The following is a 20,424-nucleotide window of genomic DNA, read 5'->3' as shown; positions in this document are numbered from 1 at the left end:
TAGTGCGTGGTATAATCGACCTATGGCAAAACCACGAACCATTTTTGTCTGTCAACAGTGTGGTGCGCAGCAGTCAAGGTGGATGGGGAAATGTCCTGATTGTGACACCTGGGATAGCCTCGTTGAGCAGACTGAAATTAGATCGACAAATCGTAGCGGTGGACGCGAGAGTGGCAGTGCCGGGGTGCGCCCTGTGCGCTTGTCTGATGTGCCGTCTGGAGGGTTCCAGCGTTTGCCGGTCTACGCCGAAGAGTTCTCACGGGTGCTCGGTGGCGGCCTGGTGCCTGGTTCGGTCGTCTTGATTGGCGGCGATCCGGGGGTTGGCAAGAGTACGTTGTTGACCCAGGTGGCGGCCCATTTTGCGGCTACCACCGGCTCGGCACTCTATGTCAGTGCCGAAGAGTCGGCCCAGCAGATTAAATTGCGTGCCGAACGCCTCGCGTTGCAGGGTGATGAGCTTTTTGTCTATTCGGAGACGTCGCTCGATGTCATTCTTGACCAGATCCGCAATCTGCGTCCCGGTCTGGTGATTGTTGACTCGATTCAGACAGTCTACCTCGAAGCGTTGACCAGTGCCGCCGGGAGTGTGAGCCAGGTTCGTGAGGGGGCGCTGCGCTTGATGCAGTTGGCGAAAGAGTTGGGGGTGCCCATCTTTCTCGTCGGCCATGTGACCAAAGAGGGGGCCATCGCTGGGCCTCGTGTGCTCGAACATATTGTTGATGTTGTGCTCTATCTTGAGGGTGATCGCTTTCATCAGTATCGCCTCCTCCGTGGGGTCAAAAACCGCTTTGGCTCGACAAATGAAGTCGGGGTCTTTGAAATGGGCGGCCAGGGCATGCAAGAGGTGCCGAATCCGTCGCTGATCTTTCTTGCCGAGCGTAGCCTCAATAGCCCTGGCTCGACCGTGGCCGTGATGATGGAGGGGACGCGCCCGCTGCTTGTCGAGATCCAGGCGTTAACGTCGACGACGGGGAGTGCGCAACCGCGCCGGACGACGAATGGGTTTGACCTGAATCGTCTCTTGATGCTTGCCGCCGTTTTGACCAAACGGGTGGGTTTGCCCCTTTTTAATCAGGATCTCTATGTCAATGTGGTCGGTGGGTTGCGGATTACCGAGCCTGCCGCCGATCTCGCCGTTGCGCTGGCAATTGCTTCATCGTATCGTAATCAGCGGATTGACCCCGATCTGGTGCTGGTGGGTGAAATAGGCTTGTCTGGCGAATTGCGCACCTCTAGTCAACTCGAACGTCGTCTCGTTGAGGCGGCCAAACTCGGGTTTACAAGGGCAATTGTTCCCGCTACGGCCCAACTTGGTCAGGTAAGTGGCCTGACCGTGACGCCTGCACGCTCGTTGACCGAGGTGGTTGATTTGCTTGCACACGCCTGATACGGGTGTAGAATCGCTCCAGATGAAAGTCAGTTTGAATTTCCTGGTACGCATTGTTGGCATGCTGGGGCTCGGATATTTCGGATGGTACGTGGGTACGTCGCTCTCTAGCCCAGTGCCCAATGAATCGGAGATCTTTGCCACCCAGTTGCTCACCCTTGCCGGGGCAGGCTTGGGCCTGCTAGTGACGCCACGCCTGACGATCGACCCCTTGCAGGATCTCTTGCGTCGGTTGCGCCATGTTCCGCTGCCCGATCTCCTTGCGGTTGGCACTGGGGTGATGCTCGGTCTCTTTATCGCGGCCCTGTTGACCTTTCCGCTTGCGAACTTGCCATCACCGTTTAATCAGATTTTGCCCGTGTTTTCAGCGGCGCTCCTGGCCTATCTTGGCGGGGCTGTCTTTGCGGCCCGTCGCCACGATCTGGGTGAGTTGCTCAAAGAGGGGTGGCGTCGTTCGATTGCGTCAACTGCATTGCCAACAACCCCTGAACCGCCTCCCCAGCGACGGCTCCTCCTTGATACCAGCGCGATTATTGATGGCCGGATTGATGCGGTGACGCGCACTGGTTTTCTTGATGGGACGCTGCTGGTGCCGATCTTTGTGCTCGCTGAATTGCAGCAACTGGCCGACTCGGCCGACGATCTGCGGCGCAGCAAGGGTCGTCGTGGGCTTGAGTTGCTCAATGAGATGCAACACCACGCGCCCTTGCCGATCGAGGTTGTCAATGTCGATGTTGAAGATCTGCAACGCGTTGATGATAAACTGGTCGCCCTTGCTCGTCAGTACAATTGTCCTATTATTACCAATGATTTCAATCTCAATAAGGTCGCTGCCCTCCAGGGGGTTAAGGTGCTCAGCCTCAATGTGTTGAGCGAAGCGGTTCGTTCGCTGGTGATCCAGGATCAGCGCCTGCGCGTGCTGATCCGCAATGAAGGCAATGCCCGGCAACAAGGGGTGGGCTATCTTGATGATGGAACCCCGGTGATCGTTGAAGATGCGCGCCATTTGATTGGACAGACGACGGAAGTGCTTGTGACCCGCTTGCATCAAACCCAGTCGGGACGGCTGGTCTTTGCGACGGTGGTTGAGGAGACAACCACAAGTTAGATGAGAAGAGGCTATGCGTGCGCTGATTCAACGAGTTTCAGAGGCTTCGGTGACGGTGGAAGGAAGTGTGGTTGGGGCGATTGGCCCCGGTTTGCTGGTCTTGCTTGGGGTTGGGCAGGGCGATGGCCCTGCCGAGGCGCAATTCCTTGCCGATAAGACGGCAGGTCTGCGGATCTTTAGTGATGCCGCTGGGAAGTTCAACTATTCGGTGCAGGAGAGCGGTGGGAGTGTGCTCGTCGTTTCGCAGTTTACCCTCTATGCTGATACGCGCAAGGGGCGTCGCCCCAGTTTTGTGCGGGCTGCCCCCCCTGAGGTAGCGCAACCACTCGTTGAGGTCTATGCCGAGGCGCTGCGTGCGCTTGGCCTGACGGTCGCGATGGGCCGTTTTGGCGCGATGATGCAGGTCGCCCTGCTGAACGATGGCCCCGTGACGATTATGCTTGAAGCGCCTGTTGCGGTATCTTGAAGCCCTAAGAATCTTGTATGTGCTGACGAAAACGACCAGCTTCGCTGGCCGTTTTCGTCAGCACATACAAGGGTTTTTAGCGCACCGCCGGCTATCGGCACTCGTCAAAGTGAGTGTTATAATGGCATAGAAAGCGAATTGTGTGCTGCGCTGGGATGCGTTGGCAAGGAAGATGTGCATGCAAGTGGATTGGGGCGCTGCGCTGCGCCCAAAGCTTGGTCAGAGCGTGAGTGGTGATACGTATGTGCTTGAAACCTTTGAGCCTCACGGTTTGCAGGTTGCGGTGATTGATGGTCTGGGCGGTGGTGTGCATGCTTCTGCTGCGTCGCTTGGCGCGGCAGCAGTGCTCCGCGCTAAGCCTGGAAATGATCCGCTCACGCTCTTCAAACAGGTGCATACGGCTATTCACGGAACCCGTGGGGCTGTGATGGCCCTGTTGACCTTTGACTTGCTGGCGCGTCATGTGAGCTTTGTGGGGGTTGGCAATATCGGTGTGCAGGTGGATAGTCAGGCCCCCATCAAGCCGATCTCTAAAAATGGCATTGTTGGTCATCGCCTCCCTACCTTGCTCAGGCTCGATTATACCTACAATTTCGGCAACACCTTCGTTCTGTATAGTGATGGGGTCGAGAACAATTTTCAGCTTGATGCCTATGTTGAGCGCCACCGCCCGTCGCAGCAGTTGGCTGATCTGATTCTTGCGAAGTATGGCAAAGCGAATGACGATGTAACCGTGGTTGTCATTCGTATTACCGAGTAAGTTGACATGGATGGTAACCTCGCAACCTGGCTTGAGCAAGAGCGTGATACCCTGTTACCACGCTGGTATGAGGTGTTGGCGCATCTGGTGCCACCTGAAGACACAGGGGCACCTGATCAGCATCCGGTTACTGGGGCTGCGTCCTTCCCTCCACAGCTTGATCTGGCGACGTTCTACACGACCGCTGTGCTTGCCGCCACTGGTGACCGCGAGCCCTTTGCGGTGCAATTGGGTGCCTTCTTTACGCAGAACGAGGCGTCGTTTGATCTGACGACGGTGCTTCAGTTTGTCCAGCAGGTGCGCCGGATCACGTCTGCGCGGGTGCGGGCCACCGTAGCAGACCTACAGGCTGCCTTTGCGCTCTTTGCGGCGCTCGATGCGCTCTTTGACGATGTGTTGCTCTGTGCGACTGAGCACTGGTCAGCGGCCAAGCGCGAGTTGATCCGTGAGCACGAATTTATTGCTGAACGCCTTGATGCAGCCTCGGCATCTGCTGATCGGCAGACGCTGCAACTCCAGGCGCTGAATGTTATTTCACGTCAACTCTCACTGACGCTTGAAGAGCATCAGTTGATTGATCTGTTGATTCAAAATCTTCAGCACTTGACGGCAATTGCCCATATTGCCTTGTGGCAGCCTGTGACTGAGGCCCATGGGACGATGCTTGTGTTGCGGCAGCAGTCCGAACCCCTAGCCGAGAGCGGAGTGGATCAGCAGGTTGCCGTAACGCAAGCAGATGATCTGATCGTCCGGGCCTGGCAGACACGGCAGAATCAGTTTCTGCCCGTACCCGAGGAGGGTTGCCCAAGCCGCTGGTTATACCCGGCTTGTGGCGTCTTGGTTTTGCCCATGATTGCCAACGAACACGTTGTGGCACTGGTGGTGCTGCAAGATCCCGATCCATTCAATCAGATCCGGATGCAACAGGATCTGATCCAGAGCATTGTCAGCCAGACGGCGATTGCCTTGCAAAACGCGATGCTCTATAGCGAACTACGGATCCTGAACAAAGATCTCGAGCGACGGGTAGCTGACCGTACCCGTGAACTGGAAGACGAGAAGAATCGCCTCGCGACGATCTATCAAATCTCGACCGAAGTGAGTCGTACCCTCGACCTCGATGCGCTGCTGGCAACGTCGTTGCAACTGCTTGCCGAGTTGACGCATGCCGAGCATGGGTCGATTATGCTGGTGGAACCCGACGATAGTAGTTTGATGGTGACGCGGGCCGTGCTTGGGGTTGTTGCTGACCCCAAAAACTATTTGCGTTTCCCGATTGGGGTTGGCATTGCAGGTTGGGTCGCCGAACATTGTGTTGGCGTCGTGATTGATGATATTAGCCAGGATGCACGCTGGGTTTCGGTTCCAGGGTTGTTTACCCGGCGACGTGAAGGTGCGATGATTGCTGTCCCGCTGGTGGTTCAGGACGAGGTGCTGGGTGTGCTGAGTCTGTCGCACCGTCAGGTGGGCTTTTTCCAGGAAGATCATTTGCGGATGCTCAATGCAACCGCTGGTTCGATTGCGGTCGCCGTCAAGAATGCCAATCTCTTTGCGCTGATTAGTGAGGAAGCCGCTCATCGCTTTGAGTTGCTTGATCGCCAGGAGAAGGAAGCGACTCAGATTCAGGCGATCCTGCAGAGTCTCAGTGATGGCGTGATTGTCTGTGACCTGTCTGGCCGGATCCTGGTCGCGAATCCGGCGGCGGCGGCGATGTTGCACCGGAGTATTGAAGAACTGCTGCTCTGGAATCTGCACGAGATCTTGATGCGCTATATGGGCGAACGAACCCACGAATTGCCGCTGGTTGAGTTGCTCGAACATCCGCTGCTGGATGATGTGCAGCCGCGTCGATGTATGGCGAGTATCAAACTCGGGGTACGTACGCTGCACCTGTTGCTCGGGCCGGTGTTGACCGAGATGAACACGTTGATCGGGGCGCTGCTGGTGCTGCGTGATGTCACGCGTGAGGTCGAGTCCGATCAGATGAAAAATGAGTTCATTGGTACGATGTCACACGAGTTGCGTACCCCGATGACCGCGATCAAGGGGTTTACGCAGCTGCTCGCGATGGATGAAATCGGGGCCCTCAATGCGACCCAGCGCGAGTTTGTCACCACGATTGATAAACATACGCAGCATATGATCAATCTGATCAACGATGTGCTCGATCTGACCCGGATTGAAGCAGGGAGCGTTGAGCTCGAGTGGCGTTTGTTGCATCTGGCCCAGGTCTTGAGTGGAGTAATGGCCGAGTTGAAGGGGGCACTCCGTGAGCGCGGGCATAGCCTGACGATTACGCTTGCCCCGCACTTGCCGCTGGTGCGTGCTGATGCGCATTGCTTGCACCAGGTGTTGTACCACCTCTTGAACAATGCGATCAAATACACGCCCAATGGCGGGCAGATCCATGTCGAAGCCCTCGAAGCCACGCTTGCCGAACTTCCTGCCCAGGTGCGTGATCGCGTGCCCCAAGCGCAACCGTATAATCTCTTGCGTATTACCGATACCGGAGTGGGCATAGCACCCACCGATCTTCCGCGGATCTTTGATCGGTTTTACCGTGCCGAAAATCCGCTGAAAGTCGAGGGAGGTGGCGCGGGTCTCGGTCTTGCGCTGGCGCGCCCCCTGGTTGAATTGCTCGGGGGGCAGATCTGGGTGACGAGTGAGGTCGGGGTTGGCTCAACGTTTAGCTTGATCCTGCCTGCCGTTGCTGCTGTGCATAAAATGGTATAATAAGCAGATATTGATCTATTCCGCCCTGTGGGGCAGCGTGATCTGCTGTGGCAGATGGAGGAGGAACAAGCAGTATGCAGCCTCTCATTGGCATCTCGTGTGGCACGTTTCACGACCGGGCCTGGTGCCCGCCGTCATTCGGCCATCGTCAGACCTATGTTGATGCGGTGCTTAAGGCGGGTGGCGCTCCGCTGCTGATTCCGCCCGTGCAAGACGAGCACGTCTTGCGCACCCTGTACGATCAGTTAGATGGATTGCTTCTGGCTGGTGGGGGCGATCTTTCCCCTGCCTTGTATGGTGCCGAGCCACATGAAAAATTGGGCTTGCTTGATCCGCTCCGTGATGGGGCCGAGATGCCTCTGGCTCGCTGGGCGCTCGCCGAAGGCAAGCCGGTGTTCGGGATCTGCCGGGGTATTCAGGTGCTCAATGTCGCCCGTGGGGGGACGCTCTACCAGGATATTCCGTCAGAGTTGATCACGGATTTGCAGCACGATATCTCGTATGCGCGCGAAGATTGGACGCATATGGCCCACGAGTTGCACCTGGCTCCTGATTCGCAACTGGCTTACTTGCTTGGTACCGAGCAATTGGCGATCAATTCGTTGCATCATCAGGCGGTGCGCACCATTGGTGCGGGCTTGCGTCCAGTTGGTTGGGCACCCGATGGGGTGGTCGAGGCGTTGGAGGGTACCGGGGAGGCCTTTGTCCTTGGCGTGCAGTGTCACCCCGAGGCGCTACAGGCACACGCTGATCCGCGTTGGCAGGCAGTTTTTGCGGCGTTTGTCGCTCGTTGTCGTGCTACGCGTCAGGTGCCGGCGCTTGCTGCCTGAACATAAGGATTGCATTGTATGAGACGACCAATCATTGGCGTCACATGTATGAATGATATGGCTGCCAGTGGGGGCCCGCTGATGGCCGTGCGCCCACAGTATCTCCGTTCGGTGGAGGCTGCTGGGGCCGTGCCGTTGCTGATTCATCTGACCGATAATCTTGATCTGGTGCGGATACTATACGAGCAGTGTATCGGCATTCTGTTGCCGGGTGGGGAGGATGTCGCCCCCATGCGCTACGGTGAGGCACCGCTCCCCGAGCTTGGCCCGGTCGATGTGCAGCGCGATGCGGTGGAACTGGCGCTCGCCGGGTGGTGCCGCGAAGATGGCAAACCGCTGTTGGGGATCTGCCGGGGCATTCAGGTCTTGAACGTGGCCTTTGGCGGCTCGCTCTACCAGGATATCCCGAGCCAGTTGCCCGATACGCTTGACCATCGCTACAATACGCACCTGCGCACCTATGATGTCGCTGGACATCCGTTGCACCTTGCTGCCGATAGCTGGTTGGCCCGGCAATTGCAAACGACCGAGGTGCTGGCAAATACGATGCATCATCAGGCGTTGAAGGTCGTGCCGCCTGCTCTGCGGGTTGTTGGCCATGCGCCTGATGGGGTGATCGAAGCGGTCGAAGGGGTCGGCGAGCCTTTTGTGGTTGGGGTGCAGTGCCATCCCGAGCATCTCTGGCAGCAGGCCGAGCCACGCTGGTTGCGTCTCTTTGAAGGTTTTGTGGCTGCCTGTCAGAACTGATGGCAATGATTGGTCTCTTTGACTCGGGTCTGGGTGGCCTGTCGGTGGCCCGTGCGGTGCGTGCGGTGCTGCCGCGGCACGATCTCATCTATCTCGCCGATAGTGCCTATTGCCCGTATGGTCCGCTTGCCACCGCGCAGGTGCGTGAACGGGCCTTGTTTTGTGCCCGCTGGCTTGTCGCTCACGGGGCGGCAGTCATCGTTGTGGCCTGCAATACGGCAAGTTCGGCGGCCCTCGACGTATTGCGCACGACCCTTGAGGTGCCGGTTGTGGGCATGGAACCGGGGATCAAACCGGCGGTTGCGGCTACCCGGACGGGCAAGGTGGCTGTGCTGGCGACGAGTGGCACCCTCCAGGGCGACCGTTTTGGCCGCCTCGTCGAGCAATTTGCGCATGGGGTAACGGTGCGTACCGTCGCGTGTCCGGCGATGGTTGATCTGGTCGAGGCAGGGTTATTACGCGGCGATGATGCCGAGGCAGTTGTGCGCGGCTATGTGGCCCCCTTGCTCGCTGATGGGGTGGATACGTTTGTCCTCGGATGTACCCACTTTCCGCCGCTGGCCCCGGTGATCGCGACGGTGGCCCCTGAGGCGACGCTGATTGATACTGGCCCGGCCGTGGCAGCCCAGACGGCCCGTGTGGTGGCAAAGCTCGAGCTTGCGCCTGGTTCGGGGCGGGTGCAGGCCTTTACCACTGGTGACCCCGCCTTGATTCGCCCGGCCCTGTGGCGTGTCTGGGGCGAAACGATTGATGTTGCGCAGGCTCTGCAGGGCACTATCACCTGATTGTTGGCTTGCCTTCAGCATGGATCTGCTACAATAGCACCTATGAGCAAGCAAACAACAGTGTTACCTGAACGCCAGCAACGTGCCGCTCAGCCGGCTCAGTCGCGTCCACCTCGTCCTACCTTCTGGTCGCGTGTGCGGCTGTGGCTCGGTCTGGGGCTTGGGTTGGTGCTGCTGGTGGTCGGGGTGATCTATTGGCAGATTTTCAGCCTGTCGCAGGCGATCACGGTGGCCGATGCCCGCCCCAATGCGCCGCTTGCCTCGCCGCTGATGGGGGCGAATCTGCTGATCATTGGCACCGACGAGCGCCCTGGCTTCCCGCAAGAGGGTGTTCGTAGCGATACGTTGATGCTGGCCCGGCTTGATCCGGCGGGGCGCTGGGTATCGTTGCTCTCGATTCCCCGTGATAGCCAGGTTGCTCTTCCGGCGGTGGGCCTCGATGTCACCAAGATCAATGCCGCTTATGGTCAGGGGTACGCGGGGGCGTCCCGTCTCTATGGTGATGCTACAACTTCTCACCAGGGCGGGATGGCGCTGGCCGCCGAGACAGTCGAGGCGTTGTTGCAGTTGCGTGAGCGCAACATGCGGGTTGATTTTGTGGCGACGGTCAACTTTGCTGGCTTTGCCCAGATCATTGATGCGCTCGGTGGGGTCACGATTGATGTGCCTGCGCGCCTGGTTGATGAGGCGTACCCAACTGATGATTTTGGGGTGATGCGCGTCGAATTTGCCCCTGGGCCGCAAACGATGGATGGAGCCACGGCGCTGATCTATGCGCGTACGCGCCATCAGGATAGTGACTTTGGTCGGGCACAGCGCCAACAGCAGGTTGTGCAGGCGATCCTGCAGGAAGTACGTGAGCGCGGTGTGCTTGGGCAGGTCGTGACGTTGCCAGCCCTGGTGCGTGCGGTTGAGGGTAGCGGTGATGGGATCCCGCCTGTGGTGACAACGTTGCCCGTGGCGCGTTTCGATGTGTTGTTTGCGCTGGCGAGTCTGGCGGCGACGGTTGAGCCGGGCGCAATTGGGCAGTTTGGGCTTGGCCCCGCGCACCTTGCCGCAACCAATGGGACGAACCTGATCTGGGATCAGGCGGCGGTTCAAGGTTTGCTTGATGCCTGGCAGCAACGCCCGGTTGAAGTGGTCGAAGAAGTCGATGTGCAGGTCTTCAACGGCACTGATGTGCCTGGCCTCGCTCGTCTGGTCAGCCTCGATCTCGAGCAAGTCGGCTTCCGTATGCTTCCCGCAGCAAATGCCCCCCTTGTTGGTGAACAGACCCGCGTGTACCATACCGGTGGTGCGCCGACAACGAGCCGTCGTGTGGCTCAGACGCTCGAGGCGCGTCTGGTGAATGGGCCATTGCCCGAAGGTGTGGCGAGCACTGCGCCGGTCGTGGTGGTGCTAGGAACCGATGCGGTGCGCTAGGGCAACGTAGAAGCCTGTGTTACAATACAATAATCCTGGCACCGCTTTTTTTCGAGTAGCCATATGGAACTGATTATTGATGCACAGGCGCTCGGGGCTGATCTTGAGGCGCTGGCGGCCTATTCAGATGATGAACCTCCGGGTGTGACCCGTCTGGTCTATGGCCCGGCTGATCTGCGTGCGCGGGCCTATCTGCGTCAGCAGTGTGACGAGGCCGGTCTGGTTGTGCGCGAAGATGGCCTGGGCAATCTGTTTGCCCGCTGGCCCGGGAGTGAACCCGACTTGCCTGCGGTCGCGAGTGGTTCGCATATTGATGCGCTGCCCCATGCAGGCCGTTTTGATGGTACCGTGGGCGTCGTTGGGGCGCTTGAAGCTTTGCGGGCGCTGCGGCGGGCCGGCTTTCAGCCTCGGCGCTCGCTGGAAATGATCCTCTTTACGAGTGAAGAACCGACCAGGTTTGGCTTGGGATGTCTGGGCAGTCGGGCGATGATCGGGGCGCTTACGCCTGACCAGTTGCGCCAGTTGCGTGATGGGCAGGGACGAAGCCTCGATGAATGGCGAACAAGCGCCGACTTTACGGCACCGCTTGAAGCGGTTGCGCTGGCACCCGGGGCCTATGGTGCGTTTGTTGAATTGCATATTGAGCAAGGCCCTTTGTTGGAAGTTGAGGGCCTGCCGATCGGGGTGGTACGGGCGATCGCCGCACCAGCCGCGCTGCGCGTCGTGATTAGAGGGCAGAGTGGTCATGCCGGATCGGTGCTGATGCTCGAGCGGCGCGATGCGCTGCTGGCCGGGGCTGAACTGGCGCTGGCGGTTGAAGCTGCTGCGCTTGGCACGGGAAGCCGCGATACGGTTGCAACCACCGGCATTTTTACGATTGGTCCCGGCGCGGTCAATGCCATCCCGAATGTGGCGACCCTTGAGATTGATGTGCGCGATATTGACCTTGAACGCCGCGACCAGGTATTGCAGGCGATCAAGGCTTCGACCGAAGCAATCTGTGCCCGTCGTCACGTCACGTATGATCTGATTGAACTCAATGCCGACCCGCCTGCTACCTGTGATCCGGCGGTGGTCGAGACGATCATCAAGGTGTGTGATCGCATCGGTCTCCCCCGGCTGATCATGATCAGTCGTGCCTATCATGATAGCCTCTTTATGGCTCGCATCTGCCCAACGGCGATGATCTTTATTCCGAGTCGGGGCGGTATTAGCCATCGTGCTGATGAGTATAGCGATCTTGATCAGATTGGCCAGGGCGTGGCGGTGCTTGCCCATAGCCTGGCTGCCCTTAGCCATGCGTAGAGACGAAGCCTATGTGGAAGACCTATTATCAGCCGCACACGCTTGACGAGGCGCTGGCCCTGGTCGCCTCGCTGCCCGAGGCACGGGTGATTGCCGGTGGTACCGATGTCCTGGTTGAACTGGATCACGGGTTGCGCCCGACGGCAACCTTGGTTGATCTGACCCGGATCGAGGCCCTGCGCTATGTGCGCGAAGAGGCGGGCCAGGTGCGGATCGGTGCCCTGGCGACGCACAACGATATCGTGGCTTCGGCGCTTTGTGTGCACAGGGCGTTGCCGCTGGCGCAGGCGTGTCTTGAGGTTGGTGCGCCGCAGATCCGGGCGCGTGGGACGGTTGTCGGCAATCTGGTCACGGCTTCGCCGGCCAATGATACCATTACGGCGCTGACCGCCCTTGGGGCTGAGTTGGTGGTATGTGGACGTGATGGCGAGCGTCTGATCCCAATCGAGGCGTTTTATACCGGTGTCCGACGCACCGTGTTGCGTCCCGGTGAACTGCTGCGCGAAGTGCGCGTGCCGATGCTCGCACCGCATCAGCGGGGCATGTTTCTCAAGCTTGGGCTGCGGCGCGCGCAAGCGATAGCTGTGGTCAATGTAGCCGTCGTCCTTGACCTGGTGAACCCGCTTGACGAGGAAGCGCCAGTTGTTGCTGGCGCGAAGATCGCGCTTGGCTGTGTCGCCCCGACGATTGTCCGGGCCACTGCCGCCGAAGCAGCGCTTGCGGGTCACCCGTTGCAGCGTGCCCAGATGCCAAATGTGGCCCGCTTGACCTTGCAGGCGATGGCACCGATTGACGATGTACGTGGTTCGGCTGAGTATCGCCGCACCGTGGTGGTTGGCCTCGTTGAGCGTGCGCTGGAGCGGTTGGCGACGGGTACGCATGCGGCTGACTGGCCTGCCTCGCCGGTCTTGTTGAGCACCGTGGACCCGGAACCCGTGGCGACCAGGGGGGGCCCGCTGGTTCCGCTTGCGCAGGTCGAGGCGATCGTGAACGGACGAGTGGTGCGCTTCTCGCCCCACAAAACCCTGCTTGACGCCTTGCGAGAAGATGTGCAACAAACAGGCACCAAAGAGGGGTGTGCCGAAGGTGAGTGCGGTGCATGTACCGTCTGGCTTGACGGGCAAGCGGTGATGAGTTGCCTGGTGCCAGCTGGTCAGGCGCATGGGCGTCACGTCACGACGATCGAAGGGTTGGCGGCGACGGCACCTGACGGCCAGCCTTTACATCCCTTGCAAGCGAGCTTTATTGCTGAGGGTGCGGTTCAGTGTGGCTACTGTATCCCGGGGATGCTGATGGCCGGGGCGAAACTCCTCAACGAACATGCCTCCCCAGATCTGGCGCAGATCCAGGCCGCGTTGAGTGGCAATCTGTGTCGCTGCACCGGGTACCGCAAGATCATTGCCGCCGTCCAGGCGGCGGTCTCGACTTGAGCAGGGCTACTGCAGATCACAGATGTTCAGAGCACAGAAGGACAGCTCTGCTGTCCTTCTGTGCTCTGAACCGCCATAGCTTATACGAGGTGCGAATAATCAGCCTGATCCTCGGGGGCGTGGTCAATAGCGGCGAGCGAGCCAGTGATCGCATCTTCGAGGAGGGTTGAAGCAATCGGCAGGATCGGCACCAGGGCCAGATTGTAGACCTCGGCGGCCTGACCCTGCAGGCGCAGAACCTTTTGTCCAAAGAAGAGCAAGAGAGGGAGTGAAGCGGGGATCAACCCGAGCACAATTGCGCGTGGGAGCCACCGCTCGCGTGGCATCTGGCCGATCAGGGCTTCGCCTGCGGTAACGATTGTGGTAGTATGCAAGAGGAGGCGCATATGCTCGGGGGTACCCTCGTTTCGCAGGCTGAGGTAGGGGATTTTTGGCCAGAACTGCTTGCTATTGCCATGCAAAATAACCATGACCACCATATTTGCCAGGACATAGCCAGCTTTGCGAAGGAAACTGTGCATCGTTGCAACTCCTGATCATCTGTTATGCCGCACACTACGGCACGTAAAAATATGATGTCGTAACACGTTCGGTAGGCGACACATTGCCAATGATTATACGACCTACAGAGCGTTGTTTGGTAAAGATCTGCTTACGTTGAATGAATGTCTACGAACCTGATGGATGATACGGACACCTTGCGTTTCCTTGGAGAAGGGTGAACACGTACGATCAGGCATCACGGTAATAGTAGGTCTGGTTGCGCCCGGCGTTTTTGGCTTCATAGAGGGCTTTATCGGCCTGGTCAAGCAAGAGTTCAATCGTTCCGGTGTTACCAATGTCAAACGAAGCGACCCCAACACTAATACTCGTTGGCACTGGCCCGGCTTCGGTCAGAATGGGCTGGCTGGCGATAACCTGGCGCAAGCGGTCACCGGCGATACCAGCATGGGCGAGATCTGTCTCGGGCATCAGCACGAGAAACTCTTCGCCGCCATAGCGCCCAAAGATGTCAACTTCGCGTAGGTCTGCTTTGCAGCGTGCCGCAATCTGTTGCAAGACCTCGTCGCCGATACTATGGCCATAGGTGTCGTTGATCTGCTTGAAATAATCGGCGTCAAGCATCAGCAGGCTCACCGGGCGCTTGTAGCGCATTGCGCGTTCAAGTTCGTAGCGGGCCTGTTCAAAAAAGTAACGTCGATTCGCGATCCCGGTCAATTCATCAATGGTGGCGAGTGCTTGTACCTGGTTGAAGAGATAGGCTTTTTGCATCGCGATGGCGGCAGTGGCGGCCAGGGTTTCGATCGTGGTCAGGTCACTCGCATCATACATATTGGGCTCGCGTGAACGAATACTCAGCGCACCAATGGTTGTTTCCCCAACCTGCAAGGCCACCGCAAGCAACGAACCCGAAGGATGCTCAACGACTGTCATTGGCTCGGTCAGCGGTACCTGCTCGGTCATCACGGCATTGCTGGTTATGCGCAGGGCCATGCCGGTTTGCACAATATAGCTGAGCAGACTCTGGTCGAGCGCTTGGCGAAAGACCGGTTTTCGTTGCTCTTGATAGATAAGATAGACATACTCTAGTTCGCGTGTCGCCTGATCAAAGCGCACGATCGTACAGATATCACAGGCAACCAGTTCGGTAATCGCTTCGTGAATCGCCCCATAGAGGTGTTCGAGATCGGAGGCTGCCCCGAAACTGAGACTTGCCTTGTAGAGCAGGGCACGCCGCTCGGACTCGCGCACGACGGCATGGTAGCGGCGTGCATTCTGTAGCGCAACCCCTGCCTGTCGACTAATAATTTCGAGCAGTTCGATATCACGTTCGTTGAAGGGTGTTTTATTGCTGATCCGATAGAGGTTCAGCGTGCCCATGATCTGATTGCTGGCCATAATCGGGACGGCCAGAACGCTCCACACCCCCTGGGCTAGCAGTTCAGGAATGGCTCGTGGCTCTGCGCTATAGTTATTTGTGAGGAAGGATCGACCCGTATCGATCATCTGCCAGATGATCCCAGTGCCACGATACACCGGTTGTTTGAGAATGGGTGCCGTGATCCCAAAGACATAGCTTGGCAGCAACCGATCGCGCTGGCGATCATACATCGGCATCGAGCCGGCATCAGCTTTGAGCAGATCAATTGAGAGTTGAACCACCTGTTCGAGGATCTGGTCGATATCGAGGGCGCTACTGATAATGAGGGCGACTTCACGGAGGTTATGCTCACGGGCATAGACGGCTTGCTCGATGAGCCATCCCTTGAGGATCAGCAGGGTTCCACTGAAAGCCCCTTGCGCATCATAGAGTGGTACCGGCTGGAGCGTTAATTCACAGTCGCAATCACCAAATGAAAAAGTAGTGGTTCCGCTCAGGGGGGCTTGGGCAGGCAACCCGAGGATCTGACGTACGGGGTTACCAGGCAACATGCTGTCAGGTTCGAGTGCTGTCTGGATCACACTACTTGCCGTGACCAGGCAATCCTCAGCATCAAGCAGCAGCGCAGCCTCGGAGAGTTGTGCGACAATGGGAGCCCAGATCTGGGCGGAACCTGTCATGGTCATCAATCTATACCCTGGGTTACGGCTTGAGCACGGCACGAACAGCGTTGATCGCTGTGTGTATATCTTCCTCGCCAATACCATAATGGGTGACGGCACGAATGGTGGTACCACCCATACTGATCATCAACACCCCATGGCTACGCAGGCTCTTCAGGAAGCTACTCGCATCCATCGCCGTCACTTCAAAGCGCACAATTGCGGTCTGAAGCAGACTGCGATCAAGGGTTAGCCCGGGGAGATTGGCCAGACCTTCGGCCAGGAGGCGGGCATTGGCATGATCTTCGGCAAGGCGATCGACCATCGCGGTCAACGCAACGAGACCGGCGGCGGCAATGACCCCTGCTTGGCGCATACCGCCTCCCAGCATTTTGCGTACCCGGCGTGCCTTGTTGATGAATGAGGTTGTTCCCGCAAGGACTGAGCCAACCGGTGCCGCAAGACCTTTTGAAAGGCAGAATTGTACGCTATCAGTATAGCGGGTAAGGGTACGAACTTCAACACCTAGCGCAATAGCGGCATTAAAGATACGGGCACCATCAAGATGCAACGGGACTTCAGCAGCGTGTGCGGCCTGATAAGCGGCTTCCATATAGCTTACCGGCAGGACGGTACCACCACAGCGATTGTGAGTATTTTCCAGGCAAAAGACACCGGGCGGGGCACGGTGGGGATCGTTGAGGGTGATCAGGGCGTTCTGGACAGCGTTGAGCGGTAGAGTGCCGTCGGGTGCTGTGGGCAGGGTATGATACATCAGCCCGCCGAGTGCTGAGGCACCGCCAGCTTCGTAGTAGTAAATATGGCTCTCATCGCCACAGATCACCCGCTGGCCGCGCTCTGCATGCGCAAGCAGTGCGGCCAGGTTGCCCATTGTGCCGCTGGGTACCAGCATGGCCGCTTCTTTGCCAACCATCTCGGCCGCCAGCGCCTCAAGTTGGTTCACTGTCGGGTCTTCACCATAGACATCATCACCAAGCTCGGCGTCATTCATCGCGGCACGCATCGCAGGACTAGGCAAGGTGACGGTATCACTCCGCAGGTCGATCATGGGGTTCTCTTCTCTTCTTTCTTGGGCTACCTAAAGAACGCAGCCCCTCGGCATGCGTTCTTCACAGGGCGACTATTCACTAGGAGGGGTAATTGGTTCTCCAGCCGCAAGCTGAGCCAGGGCGGGTTCCAGTTCGGCAAACGTGAGGCCCCCTTCATACCGGGCCTGAATAATGCCATTGGCATCAACCAGGAACGTCCACGGCTCAGTACGGAGCTTCCAGTCGCGCATTGATTGAACAAACCGTTGGGCCTGGAAGTTTTCGCCAAACGGATAGGCGTACACTTCGACATGAATGAAATTGATGCTGCCTTTATACTGGTCTTTCAGTTGTTTGAGTACCATCTGATTGGGCGCACAGACGGCTGTCTGGCAATAACCAGGGGTCGAAAAGGTGACGACAAAAGGTTGTCCGGCTGCAATGGCTTCACTGATCGTCATCTGATAGAGATCGGCATCAGGCCGCGCATCTGATGTCAAGCGGGTCAGATCGGGTTGATCGCGGATCGTCAAGTTGTTGGTCGGGATAGCTGCCATGCCGACCGCAGGTACCTGTGGTTGGGCGAGCACATCGAGCCGTAACCGTGAAACAACCGGCTCGCCTTCAGCCTGAGGTAGCGTAATCTCGACGCCCCATGCCCCGGGCTGATCAAAGCTCGCGTAGCCGACATAGAGACCAAAGGGCAGTCCCTCACCACGATAGACAGCGGTTGACTCGCTGCGCACCTCTGCCGTGTTGCCGTCATCGAGGTAGAAAAAGCGCATCGGGAGGCTCAGTTCGGGATCGTTGATCGGGCTGCCATCCTGCAACACGCCCACCGCGATACGGTTTGGCCCGGGGGCTAGTTCTGACAGCGCCAGGACGGGCACCATCGCCCCCTGACCTCGCGAAGGGGTTGTTGGGTTGCTCGTTGGCGTTGACGTCTGCCCACAGCCTGTGAGCAGACCCAGCACAAGCAATGTCAGCACGAACATACGGATGGTGGTGGATGTGGTCATACGTTCTGCTCCAACTAAGACCGGCCTTTTTAGGGCGGCAGCCCTTCAACCGGGTTGTCACGTTGGTGCTATTGGCCAGCGAAACTGGCCAACAGCACCAACGTACAAGCAATCCTTGGGGGCCGTAGGCCCACCCTGCATTATAGCAGGGTGGGCCAGACTTGCTACTCTTCACGGAGGGCGAGAGCCGGATTGGTACGACTCATTTTATGTGCGGGGTAGATCCCGGCCAGGATGGCAGCGATCAGTGAGACGAAGAGGGCCTGGAGAAATAAGGCCGGCTCGACCGTGAGATCGAGCGTCCAGCCGAAGGAACGCAGGTTGATGACATAGACGAGGATCAACGCCAGGACAAACCCAAGCGGGGCGGCAAAGAGGCCGGCGGTGAGGCCCATCAGGCTGGTTTGCCCCACAACGACCCCCCAGAGTTGCCCTGGAGTCAGGCCGTTGGCGCGCAAGACGGCCAGTTCACGAGCGCGTTCGAGTTGCAAGGCCATCAGCGAGCTCAAAATGCCAATAAAGGCGACAATGGTGGCGAGGACTTGCAGTACGGCGGTGATCGCGAAGGTGCGGTCGAAAATGGCGAGCGTGCCTTCGCGCAGGCTCACGTTTGAGCCAATGTTGAGTAAGGGCGGTGCCGTCCCATCGGGATTGGGTGTGGCGACGGCAGCGCGCAGCCGGGTGACCAGTTCATCAACTGGTACGCCTGGTGCGGCGTAGAGCGCAAGCGACGAGATGGTCGTATCGTCCCAGTTGGCTTGATAGGTTGCATAGTGCATCCGAATCACACCACGATCCGAGGTGTAGTCATAGTAGATACCGGCAATCGGAAAGTCGCGTAGCCCACGATCCGTGCGGAGGCTCAGTTGATCGCCGATACCGAGGCCCGTCCGAAAGGCGAGGGGCTCAGAAATCAGGATGGCCCCGTTTTCCCAGGCGAACCAGGTTGCGGCATCGCCCCCGACTTTGAAGCGCAGGTAGTCGCGTCCGCGCTCACCTTCAGCATCAATCGCGATCACCGTCGTCGGCCCGGTTGGGGTGTCAATTTGCACACTACGCATCCGCGTCGCTGCTCCGACCCCTTCGACGCTAGTCAGCAAGGCAATCTGGGCTGGCTCAAGCGCCGTATCAACCCGATTGGCTGTTGCCCCCGGGGCGGCCACGTAGATATCCGCCCCAAGGCTCTGCTCGAGCCAGACGATGACGGTTTGGCGAAAACTGCCGACCATCAGGCCAACCCCGATGGTTACGCTGACGGCAATCATCAACGCTGCCACGGCCACTGCGGTACGCGAGAGCGTTGCCTCTACATCGCGGGCAGCCATCCGCCCGAGCAAGCCAAAGACCCTGCCGAGCGCAGGACGCACGAGCCGCATCATTGCTACGGTCAGTAAGGGGGTCAACAGGGCCGTGCCAATGATGATCGTAAAGAGGGCGGCAAAGGCGAGGTAGAGCCCGCCGAGTTGCTGATTGATCCCGGCAGGCCAGAAGAGCAGGGCCGTCCCAAGGGCAAGCATCACCAGGCCAACGAGGGCGAGCAGGGGCACCATGCGACGGGCGCGCTCTTCGACGCTCGAGCGACGCAAGACGGTGCGTGGCGGCGTTAGCATCGCCTCGAAGGCAGGCACCGCCGCCGACGCAAGCGTCGCAACGACGCCGAGTACAAACCCCTTGAGCAGTACCAGCGGATCAAGGCTGAGGCTGCGTACCGTGACCACAAAATAGAGATCATTGATCGTCTGGGTCACCAAGCCCACCAGACCACGCCCCAGGATTGTGCCCAGCACCAGCCCGGCGAGCGAGCCGATGATGCTGATCACAAACGCCTCGCCGAGCACCAGGGTCGCGACCTGGCCCCGTGTGACGCCGACGCACCGTAGCGTGCCCAACAGCATCCGGCGCTGGACAACACTAAAGGTGATCGTATTGTAGATCAGGAACATCCCAACAATCAGGGCCAGCAGACTCAACGCCGTCAGGTTGAGTTCAAAAGCGCGGGTCATCTGTTCGAGGGCGTTGGTTCGGGAGGCTGCGGGGACCAGATCGGCCCCTGGTGGCAGGATAGCTTCGATCCGCGCGAAGGCCGGATCTTCTTGGCCCAGAATCAGATCAATTCGACTGAGTTGACCCACCAGAGCGAGCAATTCCTGAGCCGTCGCAAGATCGGCCACGACAAGACTCTCGAGTGCCCGGCGGCTCAAGTCATCGGAAGGTTCAAGGACACCGACCAGTTGAAGATCGACCGTACGCGACCCAATGCGCATGACCAACGTGTCACCGGGGGAAACGCCGGCGCGTTGGGCTGTTTCTGTCGCGAGCAGGACACCGTTGGGCGTCGCAAGCAAGCCCACCAGTGCGCCCCCATCGCCCGCCGTCCCCCCTTCAGGGGCCAGATACGACCGAAAGGGGGCCTCGGCTAGCGGATCGACCCCGAGCAGTTGCACCGTCTGATTGTCTAAAGCAGGTAACTGGGCATAGCCCTCGACGACCGGTGCCGAGGTGCGGACGCCCAGTTCAACCCTGATCTGTCGATAGAGTTCATCGTCAAGCCCTGAGGGGCCACCGATAATTTGATGCGTAGCCTGCCCGGTGACACTCTCGGTGCTTAACGCAAAAGCGCGTGAAGCACTGGCATTGGCCAGATCGATGGCAACCACCACCGCGACGCCAAGGGCTACCCCAAGCAGGCAGAGCCCGAACTGCCACGGATGGCGGAGCAAATAGCGCAGCGATGTGCGCCACAAGAGAGGTGACATAGAGTAGGTGTTATCTAGGCTGGCGCAAACAGCCAGCATCCAGCATAGGTGTGTATCGCCCCAGGCTCCGAGCAAGAGGCCAT

16 protein-coding genes are annotated in these 20,424 nt (G+C 58.7%); 11 read left to right on the top strand and 5 right to left on the bottom strand.

Annotation, left to right across the window (positions count from 1 at the left end):
• Positions 1-22 precede the first annotated feature (22 nt).
• From radA to A9Q02_RS05085, 11 genes are all read left to right on the top strand, one after another.
• Positions 23-1,387 carry a DNA repair protein RadA gene (gene radA, locus A9Q02_RS05135; RefSeq protein WP_097651279.1) on the top strand — a complete coding sequence of 455 codons (1,365 nt, stop codon included), beginning with the start codon at positions 23-25 and terminating at the stop codon, positions 1,385-1,387.
• A 22-nt stretch (positions 1,388-1,409) separates the two neighbouring features.
• On the top strand, positions 1,410-2,495 hold the full coding sequence (locus A9Q02_RS05130) for a PIN/TRAM domain-containing protein (protein ID WP_097651320.1): 1,086 nt from the start codon (positions 1,410-1,412) through the stop codon (positions 2,493-2,495).
• 13 nt (positions 2,496-2,508) lie between these two features.
• The gene (gene dtd / locus A9Q02_RS05125; RefSeq protein ID WP_097651278.1) at positions 2,509-2,961 is read left to right on the top strand and encodes a D-aminoacyl-tRNA deacylase; all 453 of its coding nucleotides are present in this window, start codon (positions 2,509-2,511) and stop codon (positions 2,959-2,961) included.
• 178 nt (positions 2,962-3,139) lie between these two features.
• On the top strand, positions 3,140-3,721 hold the full coding sequence (locus A9Q02_RS05120; RefSeq protein ID WP_097651277.1) for a SpoIIE family protein phosphatase: 582 nt from the start codon (positions 3,140-3,142) through the stop codon (positions 3,719-3,721).
• Positions 3,722-3,727: 6 nt separating this feature from the next.
• The gene (locus tag A9Q02_RS05115; protein WP_097651276.1) at positions 3,728-6,454 is read left to right on the top strand and encodes a GAF domain-containing protein; all 2,727 of its coding nucleotides are present in this window, start codon (positions 3,728-3,730) and stop codon (positions 6,452-6,454) included.
• 74 nt (positions 6,455-6,528) lie between these two features.
• The gene (locus A9Q02_RS05110; protein ID WP_097651275.1) at positions 6,529-7,284 is read left to right on the top strand and encodes a gamma-glutamyl-gamma-aminobutyrate hydrolase family protein; all 756 of its coding nucleotides are present in this window, start codon (positions 6,529-6,531) and stop codon (positions 7,282-7,284) included.
• Between the two features lie 18 nt (positions 7,285-7,302).
• On the top strand, positions 7,303-8,031 hold the full coding sequence (locus tag A9Q02_RS05105) for a gamma-glutamyl-gamma-aminobutyrate hydrolase family protein (protein WP_097651274.1): 729 nt from the start codon (positions 7,303-7,305) through the stop codon (positions 8,029-8,031).
• 5 nt (positions 8,032-8,036) lie between these two features.
• Positions 8,037-8,816 (top strand): glutamate racemase, encoded by a 780-nt coding sequence (murI, locus tag A9Q02_RS05100; protein WP_097651319.1) that lies wholly within the window; start codon positions 8,037-8,039, stop codon positions 8,814-8,816.
• Between the two features lie 42 nt (positions 8,817-8,858).
• Positions 8,859-10,238 carry an LCP family protein gene (locus A9Q02_RS05095; protein ID WP_097651273.1) on the top strand — a complete coding sequence of 460 codons (1,380 nt, stop codon included), beginning with the start codon at positions 8,859-8,861 and terminating at the stop codon, positions 10,236-10,238.
• Positions 10,239-10,301: 63 nt separating this feature from the next.
• Positions 10,302-11,543 (top strand): M20 family metallo-hydrolase, encoded by a 1,242-nt coding sequence (locus A9Q02_RS05090; protein ID WP_097651272.1) that lies wholly within the window; start codon positions 10,302-10,304, stop codon positions 11,541-11,543.
• Positions 11,544-11,554: 11 nt separating this feature from the next.
• A complete protein-coding gene (locus A9Q02_RS05085) occupies positions 11,555-12,973 on the top strand; it encodes an FAD binding domain-containing protein (RefSeq protein WP_097651271.1) in 1,419 nt (472 codons plus the stop codon).
• An 80-nt stretch (positions 12,974-13,053) separates the two neighbouring features.
• On the opposite strand, the gene A9Q02_RS05080 is transcribed toward A9Q02_RS05085, so the two are convergent.
• The 5 genes from A9Q02_RS05080 to A9Q02_RS05060 form a co-directional block, all read right to left on the bottom strand.
• The gene (locus A9Q02_RS05080) at positions 13,054-13,494 is read right to left on the bottom strand and encodes a hypothetical protein (protein ID WP_097651270.1); all 441 of its coding nucleotides are present in this window, start codon (positions 13,492-13,494) and stop codon (positions 13,054-13,056) included.
• Positions 13,495-13,705: 211 nt separating this feature from the next.
• The gene (locus tag A9Q02_RS05075) at positions 13,706-15,541 is read right to left on the bottom strand and encodes a sensor domain-containing diguanylate cyclase (protein WP_172450646.1); all 1,836 of its coding nucleotides are present in this window, start codon (positions 15,539-15,541) and stop codon (positions 13,706-13,708) included.
• 16 nt (positions 15,542-15,557) lie between these two features.
• Entirely contained in the window at positions 15,558-16,586 is a 1,029-nt protein-coding gene (gene ltaE / locus A9Q02_RS05070) for a low-specificity L-threonine aldolase (RefSeq protein WP_097651268.1), read from the bottom strand.
• A gap of 72 nt (positions 16,587-16,658) precedes the next feature.
• Entirely contained in the window at positions 16,659-17,585 is a 927-nt protein-coding gene (locus A9Q02_RS05065; RefSeq protein ID WP_097651267.1) for a TlpA family protein disulfide reductase, read from the bottom strand.
• A gap of 164 nt (positions 17,586-17,749) precedes the next feature.
• On the bottom strand, positions 17,750-20,341 hold the full coding sequence (locus tag A9Q02_RS05060) for an ABC transporter permease (protein ID WP_097651266.1): 2,592 nt from the start codon (positions 20,339-20,341) through the stop codon (positions 17,750-17,752).
• Between the last annotated feature and the right edge of the window lie 83 nt (positions 20,342-20,424).

Origin of the sequence: Candidatus Chloroploca asiatica (genome assembly GCF_002532075.1) — a bacterium.
Classification (GTDB): domain Bacteria; phylum Chloroflexota; class Chloroflexia; order Chloroflexales; family Chloroflexaceae; genus Chloroploca; species Chloroploca asiatica.
Note: the sequence above shows the minus strand (reverse complement) of the source record. Positions and strands in the feature narration are given on the sequence as shown.

Bases quoted from the DNA above. Each gene is read 5' to 3' on its own strand.
- radA (WP_097651279.1), top strand. From the start codon at position 23: ATGGCAAAACCACGAACCATTTTTGTCTGTCAACAGTGTGGTGCGCAG.
- A9Q02_RS05130 (WP_097651320.1), top strand. From the start codon at position 1,410: ATGAAAGTCAGTTTGAATTTCCTGGTACGCATTGTTGGCATGCTGGGG.
- dtd (WP_097651278.1), top strand. From the start codon at position 2,509: ATGCGTGCGCTGATTCAACGAGTTTCAGAGGCTTCGGTGACGGTGGAA.
- A9Q02_RS05120 (WP_097651277.1), top strand. From the start codon at position 3,140: ATGCAAGTGGATTGGGGCGCTGCGCTGCGCCCAAAGCTTGGTCAGAGC.
- A9Q02_RS05115 (WP_097651276.1), top strand. From the start codon at position 3,728: ATGGATGGTAACCTCGCAACCTGGCTTGAGCAAGAGCGTGATACCCTG.
- A9Q02_RS05110 (WP_097651275.1), top strand. From the start codon at position 6,529: ATGCAGCCTCTCATTGGCATCTCGTGTGGCACGTTTCACGACCGGGCC.
- A9Q02_RS05105 (WP_097651274.1), top strand. From the start codon at position 7,303: ATGAGACGACCAATCATTGGCGTCACATGTATGAATGATATGGCTGCC.
- murI (WP_097651319.1), top strand. From the start codon at position 8,037: ATGATTGGTCTCTTTGACTCGGGTCTGGGTGGCCTGTCGGTGGCCCGT.
- A9Q02_RS05095 (WP_097651273.1), top strand. From the start codon at position 8,859: ATGAGCAAGCAAACAACAGTGTTACCTGAACGCCAGCAACGTGCCGCT.
- A9Q02_RS05090 (WP_097651272.1), top strand. From the start codon at position 10,302: ATGGAACTGATTATTGATGCACAGGCGCTCGGGGCTGATCTTGAGGCG.
- A9Q02_RS05085 (WP_097651271.1), top strand. From the start codon at position 11,555: ATGTGGAAGACCTATTATCAGCCGCACACGCTTGACGAGGCGCTGGCC.
- A9Q02_RS05080 (WP_097651270.1), bottom strand. From the start codon at position 13,494: ATGCACAGTTTCCTTCGCAAAGCTGGCTATGTCCTGGCAAATATGGTG.
- A9Q02_RS05075 (WP_172450646.1), bottom strand. From the start codon at position 15,541: ATGACCATGACAGGTTCCGCCCAGATCTGGGCTCCCATTGTCGCACAA.
- ltaE (WP_097651268.1), bottom strand. From the start codon at position 16,586: ATGATCGACCTGCGGAGTGATACCGTCACCTTGCCTAGTCCTGCGATG.
- A9Q02_RS05065 (WP_097651267.1), bottom strand. From the start codon at position 17,585: ATGACCACATCCACCACCATCCGTATGTTCGTGCTGACATTGCTTGTG.
- A9Q02_RS05060 (WP_097651266.1), bottom strand. From the start codon at position 20,341: ATGTCACCTCTCTTGTGGCGCACATCGCTGCGCTATTTGCTCCGCCAT.